Source organism: Pseudomonas rhizoryzae, from assembly GCF_005250615.1.
Lineage (GTDB): Bacteria > Pseudomonadota > Gammaproteobacteria > Pseudomonadales > Pseudomonadaceae > Chryseomonas > Chryseomonas rhizoryzae.
The window spans coordinates 168,090-188,223 of record NZ_SULM01000010.1 but is presented as its reverse complement, the minus strand read 5'-3'; the positions used below and the strand labels follow the sequence as shown (position 1 = coordinate 188,223).

Sequence of the window (20,134 nt, the reverse complement as noted above, 5' to 3'; positions counted from 1 at the left end):
GCGACGCTGTCCCGGCCTTTGGGCCAGAGGCAGACCAGAGCGCCGTCCCATCCGCCGGCTGGCGCGATTCTAGCGCCAGCGAGAGGCCGCGGCTTTTACCCTGGCGACAACTCCTTACATGAGGTTCACGGCCCCCAAAAGAAACCGCCCGCTACCGGATCGATAGCGGGCGGTTGGGGACGCAAGGGAATCAGGCGACGGCCTGGCTCATCTGCTGGTGGGTACCGACCAGGTGCTGGACCACGCCCGGATCGGCCAGGGTGGAGATGTCACCCAGGGCATCGTATTCACCGACGGCGATCTTGCGCAGGATGCGTCTCATGATCTTGCCGGAGCGGGTCTTGGGCAGGCCCGGCGCCCACTGGATGACATCCGGAGTCGCGATGGGGCCGATTTCCTTGCGCACCCACTGCTTGAGTTCCTGGCGCAAGGCTTCGCTGCCCTCCTCGCCCTGGTTGAGGGTGACGTAGACATAGATGCCCTGGCCCTTGAGGTCGTGGGGCATGCCCACCACCGCGGCCTCGGCGACCTTGGGATGGGCCACCAGGGCGCTCTCGATCTCGGCGGTGCCCATGCGGTGGCCGGAGACGTTGAGCACGTCGTCGACCCGACCGGTGATCCAGTAGTAGCCGTCTTCGTCGCGACGGGCGCCGTCGCCGGTGAAGTACATGCCCTTGAAGGTCTTGAAGTAGGTGTCGACGAAGCGGTCGTGGTCGCCATAGATGGAGCGCGACTGGCCCGGCCAGGAGTCGAGGATCACCAGGTTGCCTTCCACGGCGCCGTCGAGCAGGTTGCCCTCGTTGTCCACCAGCGCCGGCTGGACGCCAAAGAATGGCCGCGTGGCCGAACCGGGCTTCTGGCCGATGGCGCCGGGCAGCGGGCTGATGAGGATGCCGCCGGTCTCGGTCTGCCACCAGGTATCGACGATGGGGCAGCGCTCCTGACCCACGGTCTTGTAGTACCAGTGCCAGGCCTCGGGGTTGATGGGTTCGCCCACCGAGCCGAGCAGGCGCAGGCTGCTGCCATCGATGCCGCGCATGGCGGCGTCGCCCTGGGCCATCATGGCGCGGATGGCGGTGGGCGCGGTGTAGAGGATGTTGACCTGGTGCTTGTCGATGACCTGACCCATGCGGGTCACGTCCGGGTAGTTGGGCACGCCCTCGAACAGCAGAGTGGTGGCGCCGTTGGCCAGCGGGCCGTAGACGATGTAGCTGTGACCGGTGATCCAGCCGACGTCGGCGGTGCACCAGTAGACCTCGCCGGGACGATAGTCGAACACCCGCTCGTGGGTCAGGGCGGCGTAGGTCAGGTAGCCACCGGTGGTGTGCAGGATGCCCTTGGGTTTGCCGGTGGAACCCGAGGTATAGAGGATGAACAGCGGCGCCTCGGCCGACATCTCCTTGGGCTCGCAGTGCTCCGGGGCCACCGAGGTGATGTCGTTGTACCAGACGTCGCGATGACTGTGCCAAGCGATGTCGGCGCCGGTGCGCTTGCAGACGATCACCTTGTGCACCGAGTGGGTGGCCGGGTTGGTCAGGGCCTCGTCGACGTTGGCCTTGAGCGGGATCTTGCGGCCGCCGCGTACGCCTTCGTCGGCAGTGATCACCAGCTTGGATTGGCAGTCGCTGATGCGGCCCGCCAGGGATTCGGGAGAGAAGCCGCCGAACACCACCGAATGCACCGCGCCGATACGGGCGCAGGCCAGCATGGCCACTACCGCCTCGGGAATCATCGGCATGTAGATGGTCACCACGTCGCCGCGGTGGATGTCCTGGCCGCGCAGGGCGTTGGCCAACTGGCAGACTTCGCGATGCAGTTCGCGATAGGTGATGTGGCGGCTGTCGGCCGGATTGTCGCCTTCCCAGATGATGGCGGTCTGGTCGCCACGGGTTTCCAGATGACGATCCAGGCAGTTGTAGGAGGCATTCAGGGTGCCGTCGGCGAACCACTGGATGTCGACGCGATGGTCGTCGAAGGAGGTCTGCTTGACGCGGGTGAAGGGCTTGATCCAGTCCAGGCGCTGGGCCTGCTCGCGCCAGAAGCCATCCGGATTGAGGATGGACTGCTGGTACAGGCGACGATAGGCGACCTCATCGGTCAGGGTCCGGGAAGCGGCTTCCGCGCGGACCGGGTAAAAAGCGGCACTCATGGGATGATCTCCTCGGCGGGAAACTGTTGTTCTTGTTGTCGTCCGTTGTACGGCGCGCACCCGCTTTGAGCCATTCGACCATGGTCGGACGGGGCGCCAGGCGTTGAGCGACAGGCCTGCTAGGCTACACCCTGCGCGATTCTTCCCCCTGTCCGGAGTATCCATGACCGATCTCGCCCATTCCCATTGCGTTCCCTGCCGTTCCAACGAGCCGCCCCTGAGCGATCAAGCCAGTGCCGAACTGCTCAAGGCGGTACCCGGCTGGACACTGGTCAGCCGCGACGGCATCGCCCGCCTGGAGCGTCGCTACCCATTCAGCAATTTCCTGGAGGCGCTGGACTTCACCAATCGCGTCGGTCGCGAAGCCCAGGACGAAGACCATCACCCGGCCCTGCTCACCGAATGGGGCGCCGTGACGGTGAGTTGGTGGACGCACAACATCAGGGGCCTGCACCGCAACGACTTCATCATGGCGGCGCGTACCGACGCCGTTGCCCTGGCAGGCAATACCTAGATCAACGGCCGCAGGGCGTCAGTCGCAAGCGCCCGCCAGCCCCTCGGCATGGACGAAACATAGTTTGTTGCCTTCCGGATCGCGGCAGTAGGCGGCATAGAAGTCCGGCCCATAGCCAGGCCGCACCCCCGGTGCCCCCTCATCGCTACCACCCAGTTGCAGCGCCCGGTGCCAAGCCGCCTCGACCGCCGCCAGCGAGGGCGCGGCGAAGCTCACCTGCACGCCGTTGCCCCAGGAAGCGGGCAAACCATTGAACGGCAGCTGTACATAGAACTGTGGCCACTGCCGCCCTGGCCGCTGCCAGCCGCAACCAGGCGGGCCGCCGTCGTCTTCCGTCGGCATCCGTACCAGGCCGAGTTCGTGCAATACGCTGTCGTAGAAAGCGGTCAGGCGCTCCAGATCGCGCGCGCCCAGTTGAACATGGCTGAACATGGCTCTCCTCCCAACTGTCCAGGTGCCGTCGAATCACGGTAGCCCAGCGAGGAGCGACTGCCTACCGGCTCGACAAGCCCCGCCCGGGCGGTTAGCGTGGCGGGCTTTGCCTCCGACGACGTGCCCATGAATCTGCGTAACCTTCCCCGCCTGACCAAGATCGGTCTGATCTTCTTCATCCTCGGTCTGCTGGGCGTCGCCTTCGCGCTCTATGGCCTCTACCAGGGACCGCGCCCCACCGAGCCCGGCACGATACGTAGTCTGGTCTTCGCCGTGGGCGTGCAACTGACCGGCTATGTCCTGCTGAACCGCAATCGCTTCCGCTTCATGTCTGGCCGGCGCAAGGACTGAACATGACCATCGACTGGTCGTGCCGCGCTGCCCAAGTCCTGACTCCCGCCGAACTCTACGCGGCGCTGGTACTGCGCGCGCGGGTCTTCGTGGTGGAGCAGCAATGCGTCTATCCCGACCCCGACGGCCTGGACCTGGCGGCAGACGTCTGGCACCTGTTCGGCTGGCGGGCCGGCGAGTTGCACGCCTATTTGCGCCTGCTCGGCGCCGTACGAGATGAGGTGGTGATCGGCCGGGTGATCGTGGCACCAGAAGGCCGCGGCAGCGGGCTCGGCCACCGACTGCTGGAAGAAGCCCTGCGCGCCTGCGCCGAGCGCTGGCCGGGGCGCCCGCTATTCCTCTCCGCCCAGGCCCATCTGCAGGCCTATTATGGCCGCTATGGCTTCACGTCCTGCTCGGCGGTGTACGACGAGGATGGTATCCCCCATATCGATATGCGCCGCTCACTCGCCTAACGCCGCCGCAAGGGGTCGAGCAGCGGCTTGAGACCGTTGTGGTCGATCTCCTGCATCAGCGCCAGCAGCCGGCCCAACTCACCCTTTGGAAAGCCGCTGCGGGCGAACCAATTGAGGTAGTGACCCGGCAGATCGGCCAGCAGGCGGCCGGCATACTTGCCGTAGGGCATGGTCCAGGTCACCAGGGCTTCCAGATCCGCAGGTTGCATCGCTTGTCTCCTCCGAATGGCGTGGCGATTATGCCATGCCTGATCGGGTCACCCGTCGGCCCTCGGGAGCGCGAGGCATCCGTGGCGATCCCAGCAACAACAGACGTGCAGAGGATTTCAACATGAACAACGTATCCCGGCCGCTGGCCGCCGTGACCGGTGCCTCCAGCGGCATCGGCTTCGAACTGGCCAAGCAGTTGGCCCGCCATGGCCATGATCTGCTGCTGGTCTCCCGCGGCGACGGCCTCGACGCCGCCGAGCGTGAACTACGCGCCCTGGGGGTCAAGGTGTGGAGCCATGCAGCCGACCTGCGCACCGCCGTAGGGGTGGAAGAAACCTATCGCTTCCTGCGCCGCCAGGGACGCCCGCTGGACGTGCTGGTGCTCAACGCCGGAGTCGGCCTGGGCGGTGCCTTCGTCGGCCAGACGCGCCTGGAAGACGAGATGGCGCTGATCCAGCTCAACGTGATGTCGACCGTCCACCTGGCCAAGCTGGTGCTGCCGGAAATGGTAGCCGCTGGTCGCGGCCGGGTACTCTTCACCTCTTCCATCTCGGCCACGGCGCCCATTCCCTTCGAGGCCGTCTACGGCGCCTCCAAGGCCTTCATCAACTCCTTCGCCTTCGCCGTGCGCAACGAACTCAAGGACAGTGGTGTCACCCTCACGGTACTGATGCCCGGTCAGACCGATACCAATTTCTTCCATCGCGCCGGTGAAGACGATACCAACGTCGGCACCGGCCCGAAGAATGATCCGGCACAGGTAGCCGCGCAGGGCTACGCGGCCTTGATGCAGGGGCTCGATCACGTCTACGGAGGCGGTCCCGAGGTGCAACACGAAGGCGAGGTGCTCAACCGCGTGGAGAGCGAAGCCCAGCAGGCCGAGCGTCATCGCGCCTGGTCGGAACCGGGGTCGGCACAGCGCGATACGTGAGAACGGTTTGAACAGCCAGGGCGGTCACTTTCTAAGGTGTTGCGCACGCTCTGGCGCAAACAACTTATTATTTTACCGTCGACACTTTTTTAGAACAGCCGGTCCGAACACGATTATCTGGTTTGGTGTTTCAGAAGTTCGCGCAATAATTCGCGAGGAGTGGCAAGGCAGGCAAGGAAGGTCCATCTCCGCCGCGAAAAAACGCCGCCGACATTGCACCGGTAACTTCTGAAACAGCACACTAGCTGAAGCTAACCCTGACGCCTCTTAATAACCATCTCAGCCCTACCTTGAAGCTTTGCAAAAAGCCGGATCGTCCTTTTAACAATCTTTCAATTACGCTGTTGGCCGACTGTGCTACCAGCTGACTTTCTTTCTGGCTTACCGCCTTCATCAGCGCCAATCCAGAGCATTCAAGCCTGCTTCCCAGCGCCTAACGCACCGTCCCCAATCACCATGCAGAATCAGTCTTTCCAAGGTTTTTTGCGACAAAAAAGCAGCGCCACTAAATTGCCAGACTGAAGTCAATGGGTAACTTTTACAGAAAATACCGGCTGTCGGTCTATTCATAGGCTCTCATCGGAACGAACGTCTCAGGCGCCGTCTTTTTTGAAACATTGCTTTCAACCTTGCCATCGTTATCGAGGACTGAAAGATGTCGCTACGTAATCTTAAAATCGGGACGCGAGCATTACTTTGTTTCACCAGCTTCGCCGTACTACTGGTCGTCCTCGGCAGCTTCAGCCTATTGCAGATTGGCAAACTGCGTGACAGCGAACAGCGCGTCGAAAAGAACACCCTGCCCAGCGTTATACAGGCCGCCTATCTCGAATCCAGCATCATGCGCATCCGCTTGGAAACCCTGAGATTCATCTCCACCAACGATGCCGAGCTGCTACGTACCACCCAGGCGCGGCTCAAGCAGGAACGCGAGGCCTTTTCCCAAGGGGTGCAGGATTACCAACCACTGATAAGTGGTGAACATGAACGCCAGGCCTATCAAGAGCTTCTCCAGCTCGTCGGCCCCTGGCACACGGCCTTGGATGAGGTCCTGCGTCAGTCGGAGAGCAATGGCATGCAGGCCGCCCAGGCGGCGGTGACTCAGAGCTTCCGACCGCTCAGCGAACCGCTACTGACCAAAGTCCAGGACTTGATCAAGGCCAACCGTGGGCAAGCCACCCAGGTCGGTCACGAGGCCACCAGCCTGTATGAACAGAGCCTCACCTACGTCATCGCCAGCATGGTTCTGGCTCTGGCGATGACCCTGCTGATCGCCTGGCGCTTCACCCTGAGCCTGGTCGTGCCGGTCCGCCGCAGCATGATGGTGGCCGAAAGTATCGCCAACGGCGACCTGATGCAGGCATGGCAGGATGACGGTCGCGATGAGATCCATCAGCTCAGCCTGAGTTTCGAGCGGATGCGCAGCAATCTGGTGCAGACCCTGCAGCAGATCAGCGATTCCGCGATCCAGCTGGCGGCGGCGGCCAGCGAGATGCACGCGGTGACCGAAGACGCCAATCGTGGTCTGAATCAGCAGAACCAGGAAATCGAGCAGGCCGCTACCGCCGTCAACCAGATGACTGCCGCGGTGGAAGAAGTCGCTCGCAACGCCGAAAGCACCTCGAGCGAAGCACGCAACTCCGATACCGCCTCGCGCCAGGGCAGAGCCAGTGTCGAACAGACCGTCCATGCCATCGAAGCGCTCAATGGCAACGTCACTGACAGCAGCAGCCGCATCCAGCAACTGGCTCATGATGTCGGCAACATCACCACGGTGCTGGAAGTGATCCGCGGAGTGGCCGAGCAGACCAACTTGCTGGCCCTCAATGCCGCCATCGAAGCCGCTCGTGCAGGCGATGCCGGTCGTGGTTTCGCCGTGGTCGCCGACGAGGTTCGCGCCTTGGCGCAACGGACCCAGCAGTCGACGCAGGAGATCGAATCCGTCATCAGTCAGGTCCAGCGTGGTAGTAGCGAGGCGGTCAACACCATGAACGCCACTGCCGGCCTCGCTCAGCGCACCCTGACCCTGGCGCGGGATTCGGAGCAGTCATTGACGCTCATCACCACCGCCGTGACCGGCATCTCCGAGCGCACCACCCTGATCGCTACGGCTGCCGAAGAGCAGGCCCATGTCGCCCGGGAAGTCGACCGGGCGCTGGTGACCATCCGCGACCTGTCGGTGCAGAGCGCCGCAGGCGCCAGCCAGACCGCCACGGCCAGCAGTGAACTATCGCAATTGGCTGTACGGATGAATCAAATGGTCGGCCGCTTCAAGGTGGCCTGAAACACGACCAGAACGCCCGAAGATCATACCCGTGCATGACCTTCGGGCAGCGAACGCTTCCTCTAGTTGACCGGCTTGGCTCCGGGCGTGCCGCACTTGGCGAACTTACCCTTGGCGTCCTTGCACTGCGCGGCCTTGGTCTTGGTCGCCTCGCATTTGACGAACTTGCCCTGGGCATCCCGACAGGGCGCCGCCTGGACACTGGCAGACACGAAGACGGTCAGGGCTACCGCGGTGAACAGCGCTTTCAGCATAACGATCACCTCCAAGGCCGGGAGTGGCCTTTTGCAAGCATAGCGGAGGTCAACGCGGCTGCCACCTGGCCGCCCGGACCTGAGCGCCACCCCGACTGTACCGCCCGATCCGGCGGTCACTGCCTCTCACTGGTCGTACCACCCGCCTGGCAAGATGCTTTTTTGATCAAAGCGAGAAGACCTATGCGTACCCTGGGCCTGTTGGGCGGCATGAGCTGGGAGAGTTCGGCTCACTACTATCGCATCCTCAACGAAGAAGTCCGTCGCCGGCTGGGGGGCAGTCATTCGGCGGCCTGCCTGCTGCTGTCGGTGGATTTCGCCGAGATCGCCGCTCTGCAGCATGCCGGTGATTGGGCAACGCTGGGGCAGCGTCTGCAGCGCCATGCGCAACAGTTGGCCGCCGGGGGCGCCGCGGCACTGGTGCTCTGCACCAACACCATGCACTGCCTGGCGGCGGAGATAGAGGCGGCCACGCCCTTGCCCTTGCTGCACATCGCCGACCCCACGGGTGCGGCGATCCGCGCCCAGGGGCTCAAGACCATCGGCCTGCTGGGGACGGCCTTCACCATGGAGCAGGCGTTCTATCGCGAGCGGCTGGCACAAGGCTTCGACCTGGAGGTGCTGGTGCCCGAGCCGGCGCAGCGCCAGACCGTACATAGCGTCATTTACGAGGAGCTGGTGCGTGGCGAGATCCATCCGGCCTCGCGCGATGCCTATCGCGCGATCATCGCCGAACTGGTCGCCCGGGGCGCCGAGGGCATAGTGCTCGGCTGCACCGAGATCATGTTGTTGGTGGACCAGAGCGACAGCGCGGTGCCGCTGTTCGACACCACCCACCTGCATGCCCTGGCCGCGGTGGATTGGGCCCTGGCTTAGTCCTTCAGGCGCCGCTCCACCTCAGCGAGCAACGGTCGCTTGTCCAGGGCGCTTTGCTGGCACTCTTCAGCCAAGGCCATCAGCGCCGGATCGACCGGCTCGCTGCAACGCGCCAGCCACTCTGCCAGCAGGATGCCGAAGGCGCGACTCTCGAAGCGCTGCAACCGTGCGGCCTGGCGGGCATCCTCGGGTAACAGCGAGGCGCCACCGAAGTCGCCGAGCAGGCAGCGGGCGCCACCATCCCAGAGGATGTTGTGGGCATAGAAGTCGCCATGCACCAGTCCATGGGCGTGGAGGTGCGCCAGGGCGCTGGCCATGCCGCCGGCCATGTCCCGCACGGCAGCGGCGGTGAAGCGGGTGTCCTCTGGATAGACGTCGCGGCTGCAGGTGGTGAAGCTGGGCGGGCCGGCCAGGTTGCCGAAGGCCGGCTCCACCAGCTCCAGCACCAGACCGCTGCGCTGCTCGGGATGCTCGGCCAAATCGCCGAGGGCACCGATCAGCCAGGGGTGGGCACCGGCGCTGAGGCTGGCGGCGCTTTCGCTTTCCGGAGTGCCGTCGCTGGTCATGCTGCCCTTGAACAGCTTGACGGCGACCTCGCGCGGGCCACTGGGCGATTGCCAGAGCGCCTGATGGATGATACCGGAGGCCCCCTCCCCCAGCCGTTCGCCGAGAACCAGGTCGCGCCAGGCGATGCGCTGCTGACGCGCCGCCTGGGTGCGGACCGCCTGCTCGCGGGCGGCGCCCAGCGGATTGTCGCCATAGGCCAGCCAGGTCAGACGCGGCAGGTCGAGAATGGCTGACGGCAGCGCCGTGAACCGATTCGCCGACAGCCGCAGCAACTCCAGCTGGTGCAGGCTGGCCATGGACGCGGGCAAGGCCTCGAGGCGGTTGCCGGCCAGCATCAGCTTCTGTAGCGCCGGCCTTTCGCCGAGCGCTTCCGGCAAGGCCTGGATCTGGTTATCGGTGAGAATCAGCCAGCGCAATCTGGGGGGTAGCGCCGCAGCGCTGACCCGCTGCAGCTGGCAGGCCTTGAAGCCGATCATCTCAAGATTCGGCAGGGTCCCCAGTACCTCGGGCAATTCGCTGAAGGGATTGCCCGAACAGAACAGGATGCGCAGCCGGTGCAGCCGTCCCAGGTCGGCGGGCAGGCGGGTCAGTTGGTTATCGGAGAGGTCCAGGATCTCGAGGCTGTCGGCCAGGGCGTAGATCTCTTCGGGAAACTCGGTCAGGTCGGCGCGCAGGGTCAGGCGCGTGGCCCCGGCCAGTTCGCCGGCGCGCAGCCGGGCTAGGGTATCCGTCATGGGGGACGACTCTCACTGTCTTGGAAAACCGGGACCACCCCGGCGCTGGCGCGGACGTTAGCACGGCTGCTCGCTAGCGGCGGCCTTCATGCGCCAGAATGAGCGCCATTGCCTCTGGCAGATCGCGCCCCGTGACCAGGGGCGGCGCCAAGGGGTTGGCCACTTGTTCGGCGGTCCGCCGCACCAGGGCGCCCTTGAGTCCTGCCGCCTGGGCACCGGCGATGTCCCAGGCATGCACGGCGATCAGCCACAGGGTGTCGGCGGGCTGACCGAGGGTGGCTGCCGCCTGACGGTAGGTGACGGTGGCGGGCTTGAGGGCTGCGGCGTCTTCGGCGGAAAGGATGGCGGCAAAGCCATCGGCCAATCCGGCAGCCGCGAGTTGCGCCTGGGTAGCGCTCCGGGCATTGTTGGAAAAGGCGATGCAGCGTACGCCGTGCTCGCGGGCGAAATCGAGCGCGGGGCGCACGTCGGGATGGGCCGGCAAACACTTGAGCGCATCTGCCACCCGCTGTTTGTCAGCGGCCCCGACCGGCCGCCCAAGTCGCTCGCCGAGCATGTCCAGAGCCGCCTGGCCCTGGGTCGCGAAGGGCGCGTGGCGGCCGCAGAGTTCGGCGGTCATGGCGTTCTGCAGGGTCTGGGCGAACCACAGCACGCGGCTGTGTGGATCGCCGAACAGTTCGGTGAACAGCCCATCCAGGGCGGACATATCCAGTATGGTTTCGTTGATGTCGAACAGGCAGGTGACGGTCATGATGGCAACCATGGAGAAGAAGCAGGTTCGACCTGGGCGATTACCAGAGGTGCAGTCATCGACTCTACTCCGGCAACCGAGCGAACGACCTGCAGGGAAACGCCTTATTAAAGTATTACCATCATCGCGCGATATGCTCAGTAACCCTACCTCTCGCTCGCGACTATATCCGGTTAGCCAGCCAGAGCACCTTGAGATGTACTTGCTCCGCCTGGGCGTAGCGCCCACCGCGAGATAGTCCGATGGCCGATTCACTGCAGCATCAAGACGACCGCCTCAATGCACTGCATGCGCTGGAGTTGCTCGACTCCGCGCCCGCAGAAGACTTCGATCATCTCTGCGAACTGGTGGCCAGCAGCTTTGACGTGCCCACCGCCCTGATCAGCCTGGTGGATCGCGATCGCCAGTGGTTCAAGTCTCGGGTCGGCTTCGACCTTGCGCAGATGCCGCTGGAAGATGCCTTCTGCGCCCATACCATCCAGGAAGCCGATGGCCGGATGGAGATCAGTGACGCGCGCTGCGATGTCCGCTTCAGCCACAACCCCCTGGTGGTGCGGCCACCGCACATCCGCTTCTATGCCGGTTCGGCCCTGATCACCGAAGGCGGCTACGCCATCGGCAGTCTATGCATCCTCGACAACCGGCCGCGCGAGCTGAACGCCGTGGAACGCAAGCGACTGGACGACTTCGCCGTGCAGGTGATGCGTCTCATCGCCCTGCGCCAGCACCTGCGCCGCCGCGACCCGGTCAGCGGCCTGCCCAATCGGCAGCAGTTCCAGGCCGATGTTGCGCAATTGGCCGAACTCTATCCGGGCGAGCGACGCCTGCTGGTGCTGGTCGACCCCTTGGAAGCCAACTGGAAGGAACAGTTGATCCTGGCACAGGGCATGTGGCCCTTCGAAGCCTTTCTGCGCTCCCTGGCCCTGCGCCTGTGCGATGCACTGGGTGAGCAGGCCAAGGTCTACCACGTGGACACCAAGAGATTTGCCTTCCTACTGCCGGGCGACTGCGCCTACTCACCGCTGCTCGATACGCTGATCGCGCAATTGCGAGTACCGGTCCAGGCCGACCGGGTACCCATAGATCCACCGGTCAAGGCCGGCGTGGTGCCCTTCATGCTGAGAACGGACGACGTCCGCGATCTCTTGCGTAAGGGCATGGTGGCGGTCGATCAGGCCACTGCCGACGGCCAGCGTTGGAGCCTCCACGAACGTTTCCAGGACGAGGCATTCCAGCGGATCTTCCAACTGATGCGGCAGATCCCCGAAGCCCTCGAACGCGGCGATTTCAGCTTGGCGTTCCAACCACGCTGCGCCCTGCCCGGGCGCACCCTGCTCAGCGCCGAAGCCTTGCTGCGCTGGAATCATCCAGAGCTGGGCCCGATCGCGCCGGGCGACTTCATCCCGGCGATCGAGAAGACCGCGCTGATCCATACCGTGACACGCTGGGTGATCCGCACCGCCATCGCCCAGCTCGCATGCTGGGGGGAGCGCTATCACGGACGGCTGTCGCTCAATCTCTCGCCACGGGACTTCGAAGAAGGCAACCTGGTCGACCTGCTGAGTTCCACCTGCCAGCACCACGCCGTGGACCCGCAGCGCCTGGAGGTGGAAATCACCGAAGGCGAATGGCTGCGTCGCAACCCGGTAGCCATCGCCCAGCTGCATGCCCTGCGCACGCTGGGTGTGGAGATCGCCATCGACGACTTCGGCAGTGGCTACAGCAACTTCGCCTATCTGTACGAACTGCCCGTTACCAGCGTGAAACTGGACCGCTCGTTGATCCATGACCTGCCCATCGACTCGCGCAAGCAAGAGGTGGTCAGGGCGTTGCTCGCCCTGGTCGCCAAACTGGGCTATCGCAGCGTCGCCGAAGGGATCGAGACGGAAGAGGTACTGGCCTTCTTACAGGAGGCCGGCTGCGAAGAGGTTCAGGGGTATCTGCTGGCTCGACCGATGGCCCTGCCAGCCTTCGAGGCCTGGTACGACGCTCGACGCTAGCCCAACTCGCTTGACGTCATTTGACTGACAAAATCACTTCAGCCTCTACACTGATTCAGGTCGCAGTTTCCCTGGAGTGAGGACATGAGGGAATCGAGTACCGAGTTGTTGGATGTGGTCGGCCTGGATACCAGTGACCTGAGCAGCAAGGGCTATATCGACAAGGTGCTGCATGCCCTGCGCACCCACCTGGACATGGACGTGGCCTTTCTCGCCGAATTTCGCCAGCAGGATCGCGTCTTTCGCCACGTGGACGCCGAGCCCAAGGCGCCCCTCAAGGCCGGCGACGTCATCCCCCTCAGCCAAGGCTATTGTCAGCAGGTAGTGACCGGCCACCTGCCCGAGTTGATTCCCGATACCCGCGCCGTGGGTGCCACGCGCCTGATCCCGGAGACCCGCAGCGTACCCATCGGGGCACATCTGAGCGTGCCGGTCAGACTCAGCGACGGCGAGTTGTATGGGACGTTCTGCTGCTTCAGGTACCAGCCCGATCCGACCTTGAGTCCGCGCGATCTGGAACTGGTGCGCACCTTCGCCGAACTGGTGGCAGACCGGCTCAGCCTGGACCTGTCCAGTCGCCGCGGCCAAGTGGAGATGCGCCAACGCATCCGCGGCGCGGTGGCCGCCCACCAGCCCAGTATCGTCTATCAGCCGATCTATCATCTCGCGGACTTGCGCATCGCCGGCTGGGAATCGCTGTCGCGCTTCCATTGCCCGCCGCAACGCAGCCCCGATCTGTGGTTTTCCGAAGCCAGCGCCATCGGCCTGGGCGACGAACTCGAAGAGAACGCCATGCGCTATGCCCTGCAAGGATTGCACAGCCTGCCGGACGCCACCTACCTCACCATGAATTGCTCACCGCAGACCATTCTCGGCGGTCGGTTGCCGGCACTGTTGGCGGGCAGTGCCCCGGGGCGGCTGGTGCTGGAGATCACCGAGCACGCCGAGGTGGAGGACTACGACGCTCTCCATGCCCAGCTGCGGCCACTCCGGGCACAAGGCGTCCGGCTGGCCATCGACGACGCCGGTGCCGGTTATTCGAGCCTGAGGCATATCCTCAAGCTACGCCCGGACATGATCAAGCTGGACATGAGCCTGGTCCGCGACATCGACCACGATGCCGATCGCCGCGCCCTGGCCTCGGCGATCATTGCCTTCGCCCAGGAGACTCACAAGGAGGTCATCGCGGAGGGCGTGGAGACCTTTGCCGAGTTGCGAGCGCTCAAGGCCTTGAATGTCGACAAGGTACAGGGCAACCTACTCTCCTGCCCGTTGCCCCGCGTCGAGGCACTGCAGCTGCCGCTCTACCAGCAGCTCGAAGAGCCTTGACTTTGATCGAGCCGAACGAGTTCAGCGACGTTTCAAGTTGCTGACTGGTCTGCCGATAGCCATAAAAAGTCTGAGCTTCCAGTCAGTGCCGGACCCTTCGTCGGCCGATCATCGTTTCTGCAGGAGCAGCCGGTGCGTTCAATTCTGGTCATCGAAGATAGCCCCATGGTCCTCAAGATCCTGGAGCATCTCTTTCGTCAGCAGCGCGATTTCGAGCCGGTGTTCTGCGCCACCCTGGCCGATGCCGAGGTGATGCTGGAGACCTCAGCCGAGTTGTTCTTCGCCGCTCTGGTGGATCTCAATCTGCCCGATGGGCCCAATGGCGAGAGCGTCGATCTGGTGCTGCGCTATCGCCTGCCCTGCATCGTGCTCAGTGGCTCCTACGACGAACGCCGGCGTGACGACCTGTTGACCAAGGGTGTGGTCGACTACGTACTCAAGGAAAGCCAGTACTCCTACGAATTCGCCTTCCGCCTGCTGCGCCGCCTGGAAGACAATGCGAAGGTGAAGATCCTCATCGCCGAGGACTCGACCGCTACCCGCAACTACATCCGCCACGTTCTCCGGCCGCACCGCTACCAGTTGCTGGATGCCCACGATGGCCATGAGGCCTTGCGCCTGCTGCAGGAGCAGCCGGATATCGACTTGCTGGTGGTGGACCACAGCATGCCGGGGCTGAGCGGCTTCGAACTGGTCCAGACGTTGCGCCAGAAACTGGGGCGCCACGACCTCTGCATCATTGGCCTGTCCGCCGACGAAAAGGGCTCCTTGAGCGCCAAATTCATCAAGCAGGGCGCCGACGACTTTCTGCGCAAGCCCTTCTGCCCGGAAGAGCTCAACTGCCGGGTGGTGTCCACCTTGGAGCGGCGCGATCTGCTGCGTGCGCTGACCCATGCCGCCCAGTACGACTCCCTGACCGGTCTGCGCAATCGCCGTTCCTTCCAGGAGCAGGCCCTGGAGTGGTTCCGGCTGGCCCAGTGCGAAGGGCGATCGCTGAGCGTGGCCATGCTCGACCTGGATCACTTCAAACGCATCAACGACGAGCACGGCCATGCCAGTGGTGACAGCGCCCTGTTGATATTCGCCCAGGCGCTGGCACGCACCCTGCCCCAGGACCTGACCGGTCGCCTGGGCGGCGAGGAATTCGCCGTGGTCAGCCGTATGCCGCCGGAGCAGTTGCAGCAGGCCCTGGACCTGCTCCGACGCTATTGCCAATCGCAGCACTATGCGCCTGGCGCGCCGCCGCTGTCGTTCAGTGCGGGCGTCTTCGCCGGAATCGCCAGCAATCTGGAAGGCTTTCTCCACGAGGCCGATCGGCGGCTCTATCAGGCCAAGCAGCAGGGCCGTGGCCGTACCTGCGTGAATCTCGAGGCGGGCTAGGCGCCCTCTGCCTTGGCACCTGACGCCCAGCACCGGCCAGGGTCAGCGGGATTCAGGTGGCACTTGCTGAGTCAGGGTAGCCAGGGAAGCGAGCACGCTGTCCAAGGCATAGGCTGCCTCGAAACGCGCCAGATTTTGGCTCAGGTCAGCCAGGCTGGTGGTGACCCCCAGCCAATTGCCCAAGCCAAGCTGCCGCGCCGCCTCGGGCAGCGAGCAACCGCCCTGACGTCGCTCCAGCCAGGCCAGCACCAACTCGGGCGGCGTATCGGCTTCGAGACCGAGGGTACGCAGCAGCCGCAGGGCCTTGGCCTGCTCGCGGGGCGGCAGGCGGAGACTTGCTGCAGGGGTAGGCTGATCGACGATCAGCGTCAACCGGGAACCAGGCGGGGTATCGGTCATCTGGACCTCAAGGGGGACTACACCAGAACCGCGCGGCGCAAGGCCGCTATCAATGTGCCATGGTAGGCGAATAGTCTGGCCAATTGCCATACCTGCCACCGACCTTCATCTCCCAGGCGACACCGCTCCGCTCTTGCCGGCCCGCTCAGCGGCGGGCGCGTCCCAGGCAACGCTGCCACCGCTCTTCGACCCGCTGGGCGAACCAGGCGGTGGTCAGGTTGCGCGTGATCTTCGGACTCTCCAGGGTGATGCCCGGCAGTACCGCGCGGGGCAGCGTGCGGCCGGCCTTGCGTTCGGCGAGGGCGTAGACCTTGGCATAGAGATCGGTCTCAGCGAATTCTGCGGTGTTGCCCGCTTCCAGGTCATGGCGGATGGCGATGTCGCTCAGGCCCAGCGCCGGGGCCAGGCGATTCACCGCGCGCTCGGTCTCGCCCAGGGCCCGCGAGCCCGGCACCACCAGATCGCCGTCCAGCGCCAGCTTGACCCCGGACGCCCGACTCACCGCGCTCTGGAAGGCGGCGTTGCGGCTGGCGTACCAGCCGGCGTTGAAATCGGCGAAGCGATACAGCGGTGAGGGATAGTCCACGGGATAGCCGAGCAGGTGCATCGTCCCGAAATAGAGACCGCCGCGTCGACTGAACACCTCATGGCGGATGGAACCGCTGCGTTCGTAGGGATAGCCGCGCGCGTGTTCCTCGGCGAAATCGATGCTCACCTGCATGGGACCACCGGTGCGTACCGGGTTGAAGCGACCGAACAACTGGCCGCCGAGGGGCACCATGGCGATGAAGTCCTCGAAGATCAGACTCAGCTCGCGCTCCGTTCGCGCACTGTCCAGGCGTTCGGCATAGGTCTTGCCGGTGGGCGACCTGAGATTCAGCGCCGTGCGCACCAGCAGCTGAGGCACATAGGCGCGGGCCGCGCGGCGGTCAATCTCCTCACGGGCAATGCGCCCCAGGCCCGGCACCGGCGGGTCGACCCGGTAGGTGGACTCCTGCTCCGCCACGGCCAGCACGGCGCAGAGGTTCTCCGTGGAGGGGTCGAGCTGCTGGGCACTGAAGGCGGTCTGGATATCGCTCGCCCAGCCCTGGCGATCCGCCACACTGGTCGGCAGCAGACGCAGCAGTTCGGTGCGGACCTCGGCGGGTGAACGACTCGGGCCTGGGGCCGTGGGCGTCAGGCTGCAGCCAACCAGCAGCAGGCCGCCGAGGATGCCGGCCCAGGCGCGCAGCCGCGCCATGGACGAAGGCGGTGAAGGAAAGATTACGAGGGTGGACGACACGGCGACTCCGAGCGGATGCATTGGCCGCTTTGACCACATTGCGAGCCAAACGACCGCCGGGTCGTCCTCACCCGGCGTTCTTATGCGCTGGCCGTCGGCCTCTGGGGCGTTAGACCGCCAGAGGTTGCCGCCCCGGCGCCAGGGCTCCCGGTCGTTCCTGCATGGTCACCACGCCGTATTGGGGGGCGCCGTGGTAGGTCTTGAGCGCCTGCATGACGAAGAGCAAGGCGGCGGTACCCTGGTATTCGAACAGGCCCTGCAGCGGCCAGATGACCATGAAGGCGAGGAACACCGCCAGGGTGAATTCCAGGTCCCGGCACAGCTTGCGGGCCACCAGGTAGTGGACGGCGAGCCCGATGGGAATCACCAGGATGGACAGGTAGCCGAACCGGAATACGGTGCCGAAGATGCCGACGTCGGAAAGGAAGAAATAGTCGCCGAAGATCGGCTTGAAGCCATCGTTCCACATCAGGCTGAGGCTGCCGCTGGGCATGCCGTTGTACAGCTGCAGGTGGTTGATGATCTGCGAGATGGTGTTCTCTCGCACGTTGTCGGTAGGCCCTTCCTGCACCGAGCGCGCATAGAAGTCCAGGTTGAAGCCGAGGGTCTCCAGCAGGTGCGGATAGAGGATCAGCGGCGAGATGACGATGGCGCCGAACAGCGCCGGCCCGATCAGCCGAGCGCGCAAGGCGAGGATGGTGAACACCATGCAGACCACGATCAGCTGGCGGGTTTGCAGCACCACCACGATGGTGGCGAGAAAGAACAGCGCCAGCACGCCATGGCGCAGCTTGGAGCGCAGTTGGCCATCGATGAAGGACCGGCCTCGACCGGCGAAGTAGATGCAGATGAAATAGCCGAAGAAGATGGCCACCGCCCCGGTGGAGGCCCGCCCGGGACGGCTCAGGTCCTTCACCTCTTCGCGCAGATCGGGCAGCATCTTGAAGTAGGACAGCCAGCACAGCAGCGCCGAGAGCAGGCCGACCAGGATGATCAGATTCTCGAACTGGGCGGCGGTGAGGCGCTTGGCCAGGTAGAGCACCAGGAAGGCGCTGAAGCAGTAGAGCACCCGCCGCTCTTCGATGATGCCGTAGATCAGTGGTTGCCCCCAGAACAGCTGGGCGAACAGCGCCGGCAGGCCGACGAACACCGCCGACGAGAACAGGCAGAAGGCCATCAGCAGGCGATAGTCCCGCTGCGGCCGCTGCCAGGTGCTCAAAGTGAACAGTGCGAAGAAACCCAGGCAGATCGCCAGGTACAACTCGCCGACGTAGCGGATGCCCACCGGATTGGTCGGGCTCTGTTCGAAGACGCCGAACTGCAGGACCATCAGGCCGCCCAGGGCCAGAAAACTCAGTCGATTGATCAGCGTACCCGGCATCACCGGTCTCCTCGTGGCCTGGTCATGGATGGAAGGTTCATTGCCGGCGCCAGTCGCCATCCACCTTGGCGTAGGTCAGCTGGCGGCCGTCCGCCAGGGTCAGGCGGGCGCGGGTGTATTCGGGCAGGTCGACGCGGAAATCCCGGCCTTCCAGATAGAGCCCGCCGCAGGCACCCGGCTCGCGGCGATAGTCCAGCGGCTGGCGCTGCAATTCGTGGATGCTGCGGTGGAACAGCAGATTGGCGTAGCCGCGCACCGTCATGTCGGTAGAGATGAGGGTGCAGCCCATATCCACCTGATTGCGTACCAAACCGGCCAGCGCCTGGTTCTGCCGGTCGATGGCGGTCCAGCCGGCATAGCTGGCGAGATCGCTTCTATAGGTGTGGGCATTCTGCAGCGCGGCCACCACCAGGAGCACGGCGAGGATGGCGCGGCCGGTCGTCCTCAGGGTGATGAAGGCCAGGCCGAGCAACAGCGCGGCGGGAAAGATGAACTTGAGGCGGTCGAAGGAAAACTGGGTGGCGTGTTGCAGCAGCAGGAGGTTTTCCAGCAGCGGCACACTGGCGGCCACCAGCAGCAGCGCGGTGCTGCGCGGCCAGTGCAGGGCGCGGCGCCGCCACAGCAGCACCCCACCCGCGACCGCCACGGCAGCGAGGAACAGCCCGAACGACAGGCCATAGCCAGCGAAGAAGTCGCTCAAATGGGCATTGTTCGGACTGCGGGCGAGAAAACGCCGGGCGAAGGCCTTGAGCGTCGGCAACAGGCCTGCCGCCAGGCTGTAGTGCACCAGCACCAGCAGCCCGGCCAGGGCCGAGGCGAAGGCCAGGCGCCAGGCCATCCGCCGACCTTCCGGTAGCCGCTGGCGCTGCAGCCAGAACAACGCGGCCAGGCCGCCGCCAAAGACGTAGCCGGTCCACTCGGTCAGGGCGCCGAAGCAGACCAGACCGGCCAGCCGCCAGCCGAGCCGGGTACGCTGGCGGGCGTCGGGCGTTTCCAGATAGTGGAAGAAGGTCAGTAGGCAGGCCAGCAGCAGCACCTGGTAGAAACTCTGCACCCAATAGAGCACACCCTGGGAGAGCAGCGCCTCCCGGCTGAACACCGCGATCAGGCAGGCCAGGGTCGCGGTGGTGGCTGCCAGGCCGCGGCGGGCGCCGTTGCTGCGCAGCACCAGATACAGCAGGCGGAACAGCAGCAGGGCCGTCAGGGCACCGAGGGCGGCATTGAACAGCGCCAGGTTATGCAGCGAGGGAGCTAGGCCAGCCGCCTTGAGCCCCAGATAGGGGGCGAGAAAGCCGTAGCTGGTGAAGCTGGTGTAGACGTAGGCGCCACTGTGGGTGGGGATGGTAGCTCCCCAGGACACCTGCTGGTCATGGCTGCCGCCAAGGGTGATGGTGGGCAGCCACCAATGCCGGGCCACGCCGGATTCGTCCAGGGCATTGAGGCTGAGCAGCACGTGATAGCTGGCTTCGAGACTCTGGGCGCCGATGCCGTCGCGGAAGTCCGGCAGGCGCCAGAGCAGCGCGATCAATAACAGCAGGGCCACCGCCAGACCGCCCAGCCAGAAAGGCCACCGTCTGACCTGGACCCCGGAATGGGTAACGCCGGATATCACGCTCATGTTCGCCTGTCTCCTGACAGCCATGCAGTCGAGAACGCCATCCAGGGCAGTGAAGAACCAGGGCTCCGCCAACCGCGGGCCTGGTACAACCGGTGCAAAACCGCACGGCGGGCACTCAGGCCTGCTGGCGGGTTAACCGGGCTTCAACCGCTGACTACATTCAAGAAGCCGTCAAGAGCACACCGTTACCCTGCAGCGACGGCGTTTGAAGCGAAGGTGGACAGACGTCCGTAAGCA

Annotated in this window: 19 protein-coding genes and 1 pseudogene; 10 read left to right on the top strand and 10 right to left on the bottom strand. The window is 64.6% G+C overall.

Going from position 1 to position 20,134, the window contains the following annotated elements; genetic code table 11:
- Window positions 1-190 precede the first annotated feature (190 nt).
- The gene (gene acs, locus FAZ11_RS17760) at window positions 191-2,149 is read right to left on the bottom strand and encodes an acetate--CoA ligase (protein WP_058760078.1); all 1,959 of its coding nucleotides are present in this window, start codon (window positions 2,147-2,149) and stop codon (window positions 191-193) included.
- 163 nt (window positions 2,150-2,312) lie between these two features.
- On the opposite strand from acs, the gene FAZ11_RS17755 reads away from it, so the two are divergent.
- Window positions 2,313-2,663: a 4a-hydroxytetrahydrobiopterin dehydratase gene (locus FAZ11_RS17755; RefSeq protein ID WP_058768739.1), complete on the top strand. Its 351-nt coding sequence runs from the start codon at window positions 2,313-2,315 to the stop codon at window positions 2,661-2,663.
- Window positions 2,664-2,681: 18 nt separating this feature from the next.
- On the opposite strand, the gene FAZ11_RS17750 is transcribed toward FAZ11_RS17755, so the two are convergent.
- Window positions 2,682-3,095, bottom strand: coding sequence for a VOC family protein (locus FAZ11_RS17750; RefSeq protein ID WP_058768738.1), 414 nt, complete (start codon window positions 3,093-3,095; stop codon window positions 2,682-2,684).
- Window positions 3,096-3,221: 126 nt separating this feature from the next.
- Between FAZ11_RS17750 and FAZ11_RS17745 the strand changes: the two genes are divergently transcribed.
- Window positions 3,222-3,446, top strand: coding sequence for a hypothetical protein (locus tag FAZ11_RS17745; protein WP_058760075.1), 225 nt, complete (start codon window positions 3,222-3,224; stop codon window positions 3,444-3,446).
- 2 nt (window positions 3,447-3,448) lie between these two features.
- Entirely contained in the window at window positions 3,449-3,901 is a 453-nt protein-coding gene (locus tag FAZ11_RS17740; protein WP_058782174.1) for a GNAT family N-acetyltransferase, read from the top strand.
- On the opposite strand, the gene FAZ11_RS17735 is transcribed toward FAZ11_RS17740, so the two are convergent.
- Complete coding sequence (locus tag FAZ11_RS17735) at window positions 3,898-4,110, bottom strand: DUF3820 family protein (RefSeq protein ID WP_058760073.1); 213 nt, start codon at window positions 4,108-4,110, stop codon at window positions 3,898-3,900. The genes FAZ11_RS17740 and FAZ11_RS17735 overlap by 4 nt on opposite strands.
- Before the next feature lie 122 nt (window positions 4,111-4,232).
- Here FAZ11_RS17735 and FAZ11_RS17730 point away from each other — a divergent pair, with 122 nt between their 5' ends.
- The 3 genes and pseudogenes from FAZ11_RS17730 to FAZ11_RS25715 all read left to right on the top strand — a co-directional run bounded on the left by FAZ11_RS17730 (window position 4,233) and on the right by FAZ11_RS25715 (window position 7,326).
- Window positions 4,233-5,042: an SDR family NAD(P)-dependent oxidoreductase gene (locus FAZ11_RS17730; protein ID WP_058782173.1), complete on the top strand. Its 810-nt coding sequence runs from the start codon at window positions 4,233-4,235 to the stop codon at window positions 5,040-5,042.
- A gap of 655 nt (window positions 5,043-5,697) precedes the next feature.
- A pseudogene (locus FAZ11_RS25720) lies at window positions 5,698-6,465 on the top strand (MCP four helix bundle domain-containing protein); the annotation flags it as partial.
- Window positions 6,460-7,326: a methyl-accepting chemotaxis protein gene (locus FAZ11_RS25715; RefSeq protein ID WP_479681261.1), complete on the top strand. Its 867-nt coding sequence runs from the start codon at window positions 6,460-6,462 to the stop codon at window positions 7,324-7,326. The pseudogene FAZ11_RS25720 and the gene FAZ11_RS25715, both read left to right, overlap by 6 nt.
- A 62-nt stretch (window positions 7,327-7,388) precedes the next feature.
- Here the strand turns inward: FAZ11_RS25715 and FAZ11_RS17720 are convergent, their stop codons facing one another.
- Window positions 7,389-7,580, bottom strand: coding sequence for a hypothetical protein (locus FAZ11_RS17720; protein WP_058782171.1), 192 nt, complete (start codon window positions 7,578-7,580; stop codon window positions 7,389-7,391).
- Window positions 7,581-7,763: 183 nt separating this feature from the next.
- Here FAZ11_RS17720 and FAZ11_RS17715 point away from each other — a divergent pair, with 183 nt between their 5' ends.
- Window positions 7,764-8,456, top strand: a complete 693-nt coding sequence (locus FAZ11_RS17715; protein WP_058782170.1) for an aspartate/glutamate racemase family protein — start codon at window positions 7,764-7,766, stop codon at window positions 8,454-8,456.
- Here the strand turns inward: FAZ11_RS17715 and FAZ11_RS17710 are convergent.
- Both FAZ11_RS17710 and FAZ11_RS17705 read right to left on the bottom strand, forming a co-directional pair.
- A complete protein-coding gene (locus FAZ11_RS17710; RefSeq protein ID WP_058782169.1) occupies window positions 8,453-9,757 on the bottom strand; it encodes a leucine-rich repeat-containing protein kinase family protein in 1,305 nt (434 codons plus the stop codon). The genes FAZ11_RS17715 and FAZ11_RS17710 overlap by 4 nt on opposite strands.
- Window positions 9,758-9,830: 73 nt before the next feature.
- On the bottom strand, window positions 9,831-10,508 hold the full coding sequence (locus FAZ11_RS17705; protein WP_058782168.1) for a haloacid dehalogenase type II: 678 nt from the start codon (window positions 10,506-10,508) through the stop codon (window positions 9,831-9,833).
- A 242-nt stretch (window positions 10,509-10,750) separates the two neighbouring features.
- Here FAZ11_RS17705 and FAZ11_RS17700 point away from each other — a divergent pair, with 242 nt between their 5' ends.
- The 3 genes from FAZ11_RS17700 (at window position 10,751) to FAZ11_RS17690 (ending at window position 15,217) form a co-directional block, all read left to right on the top strand.
- On the top strand, window positions 10,751-12,508 hold the full coding sequence (locus tag FAZ11_RS17700; protein WP_058782167.1) for a putative bifunctional diguanylate cyclase/phosphodiesterase: 1,758 nt from the start codon (window positions 10,751-10,753) through the stop codon (window positions 12,506-12,508).
- 84 nt (window positions 12,509-12,592) lie between these two features.
- On the top strand, window positions 12,593-13,837 hold the full coding sequence (locus tag FAZ11_RS17695) for a sensor domain-containing phosphodiesterase (RefSeq protein ID WP_058760066.1): 1,245 nt from the start codon (window positions 12,593-12,595) through the stop codon (window positions 13,835-13,837).
- Between the two features lie 132 nt (window positions 13,838-13,969).
- The gene (locus FAZ11_RS17690; RefSeq protein ID WP_058772585.1) at window positions 13,970-15,217 is read left to right on the top strand and encodes a diguanylate cyclase; all 1,248 of its coding nucleotides are present in this window, start codon (window positions 13,970-13,972) and stop codon (window positions 15,215-15,217) included.
- A 42-nt stretch (window positions 15,218-15,259) separates the two neighbouring features.
- Here the strand turns inward: FAZ11_RS17690 and FAZ11_RS17685 are convergent, their stop codons facing one another.
- From FAZ11_RS17685 to FAZ11_RS17670, 4 genes are all read right to left on the bottom strand, one after another.
- Window positions 15,260-15,616: a hypothetical protein gene (locus FAZ11_RS17685; RefSeq protein ID WP_058772586.1), complete on the bottom strand. Its 357-nt coding sequence runs from the start codon at window positions 15,614-15,616 to the stop codon at window positions 15,260-15,262.
- A gap of 145 nt (window positions 15,617-15,761) precedes the next feature.
- Window positions 15,762-16,856, bottom strand: a complete 1,095-nt coding sequence (locus tag FAZ11_RS17680) for a DUF1615 domain-containing protein (protein WP_058772587.1) — start codon at window positions 16,854-16,856, stop codon at window positions 15,762-15,764.
- Between the two features lie 151 nt (window positions 16,857-17,007).
- Window positions 17,008-18,279, bottom strand: a complete 1,272-nt coding sequence (locus FAZ11_RS17675) for a hypothetical protein (protein WP_058760063.1) — start codon at window positions 18,277-18,279, stop codon at window positions 17,008-17,010.
- 37 nt (window positions 18,280-18,316) lie between these two features.
- Window positions 18,317-19,897, bottom strand: a complete 1,581-nt coding sequence (locus FAZ11_RS17670) for a hypothetical protein (RefSeq protein ID WP_058772588.1) — start codon at window positions 19,895-19,897, stop codon at window positions 18,317-18,319.
- Window positions 19,898-20,134 lie beyond the last annotated feature (237 nt).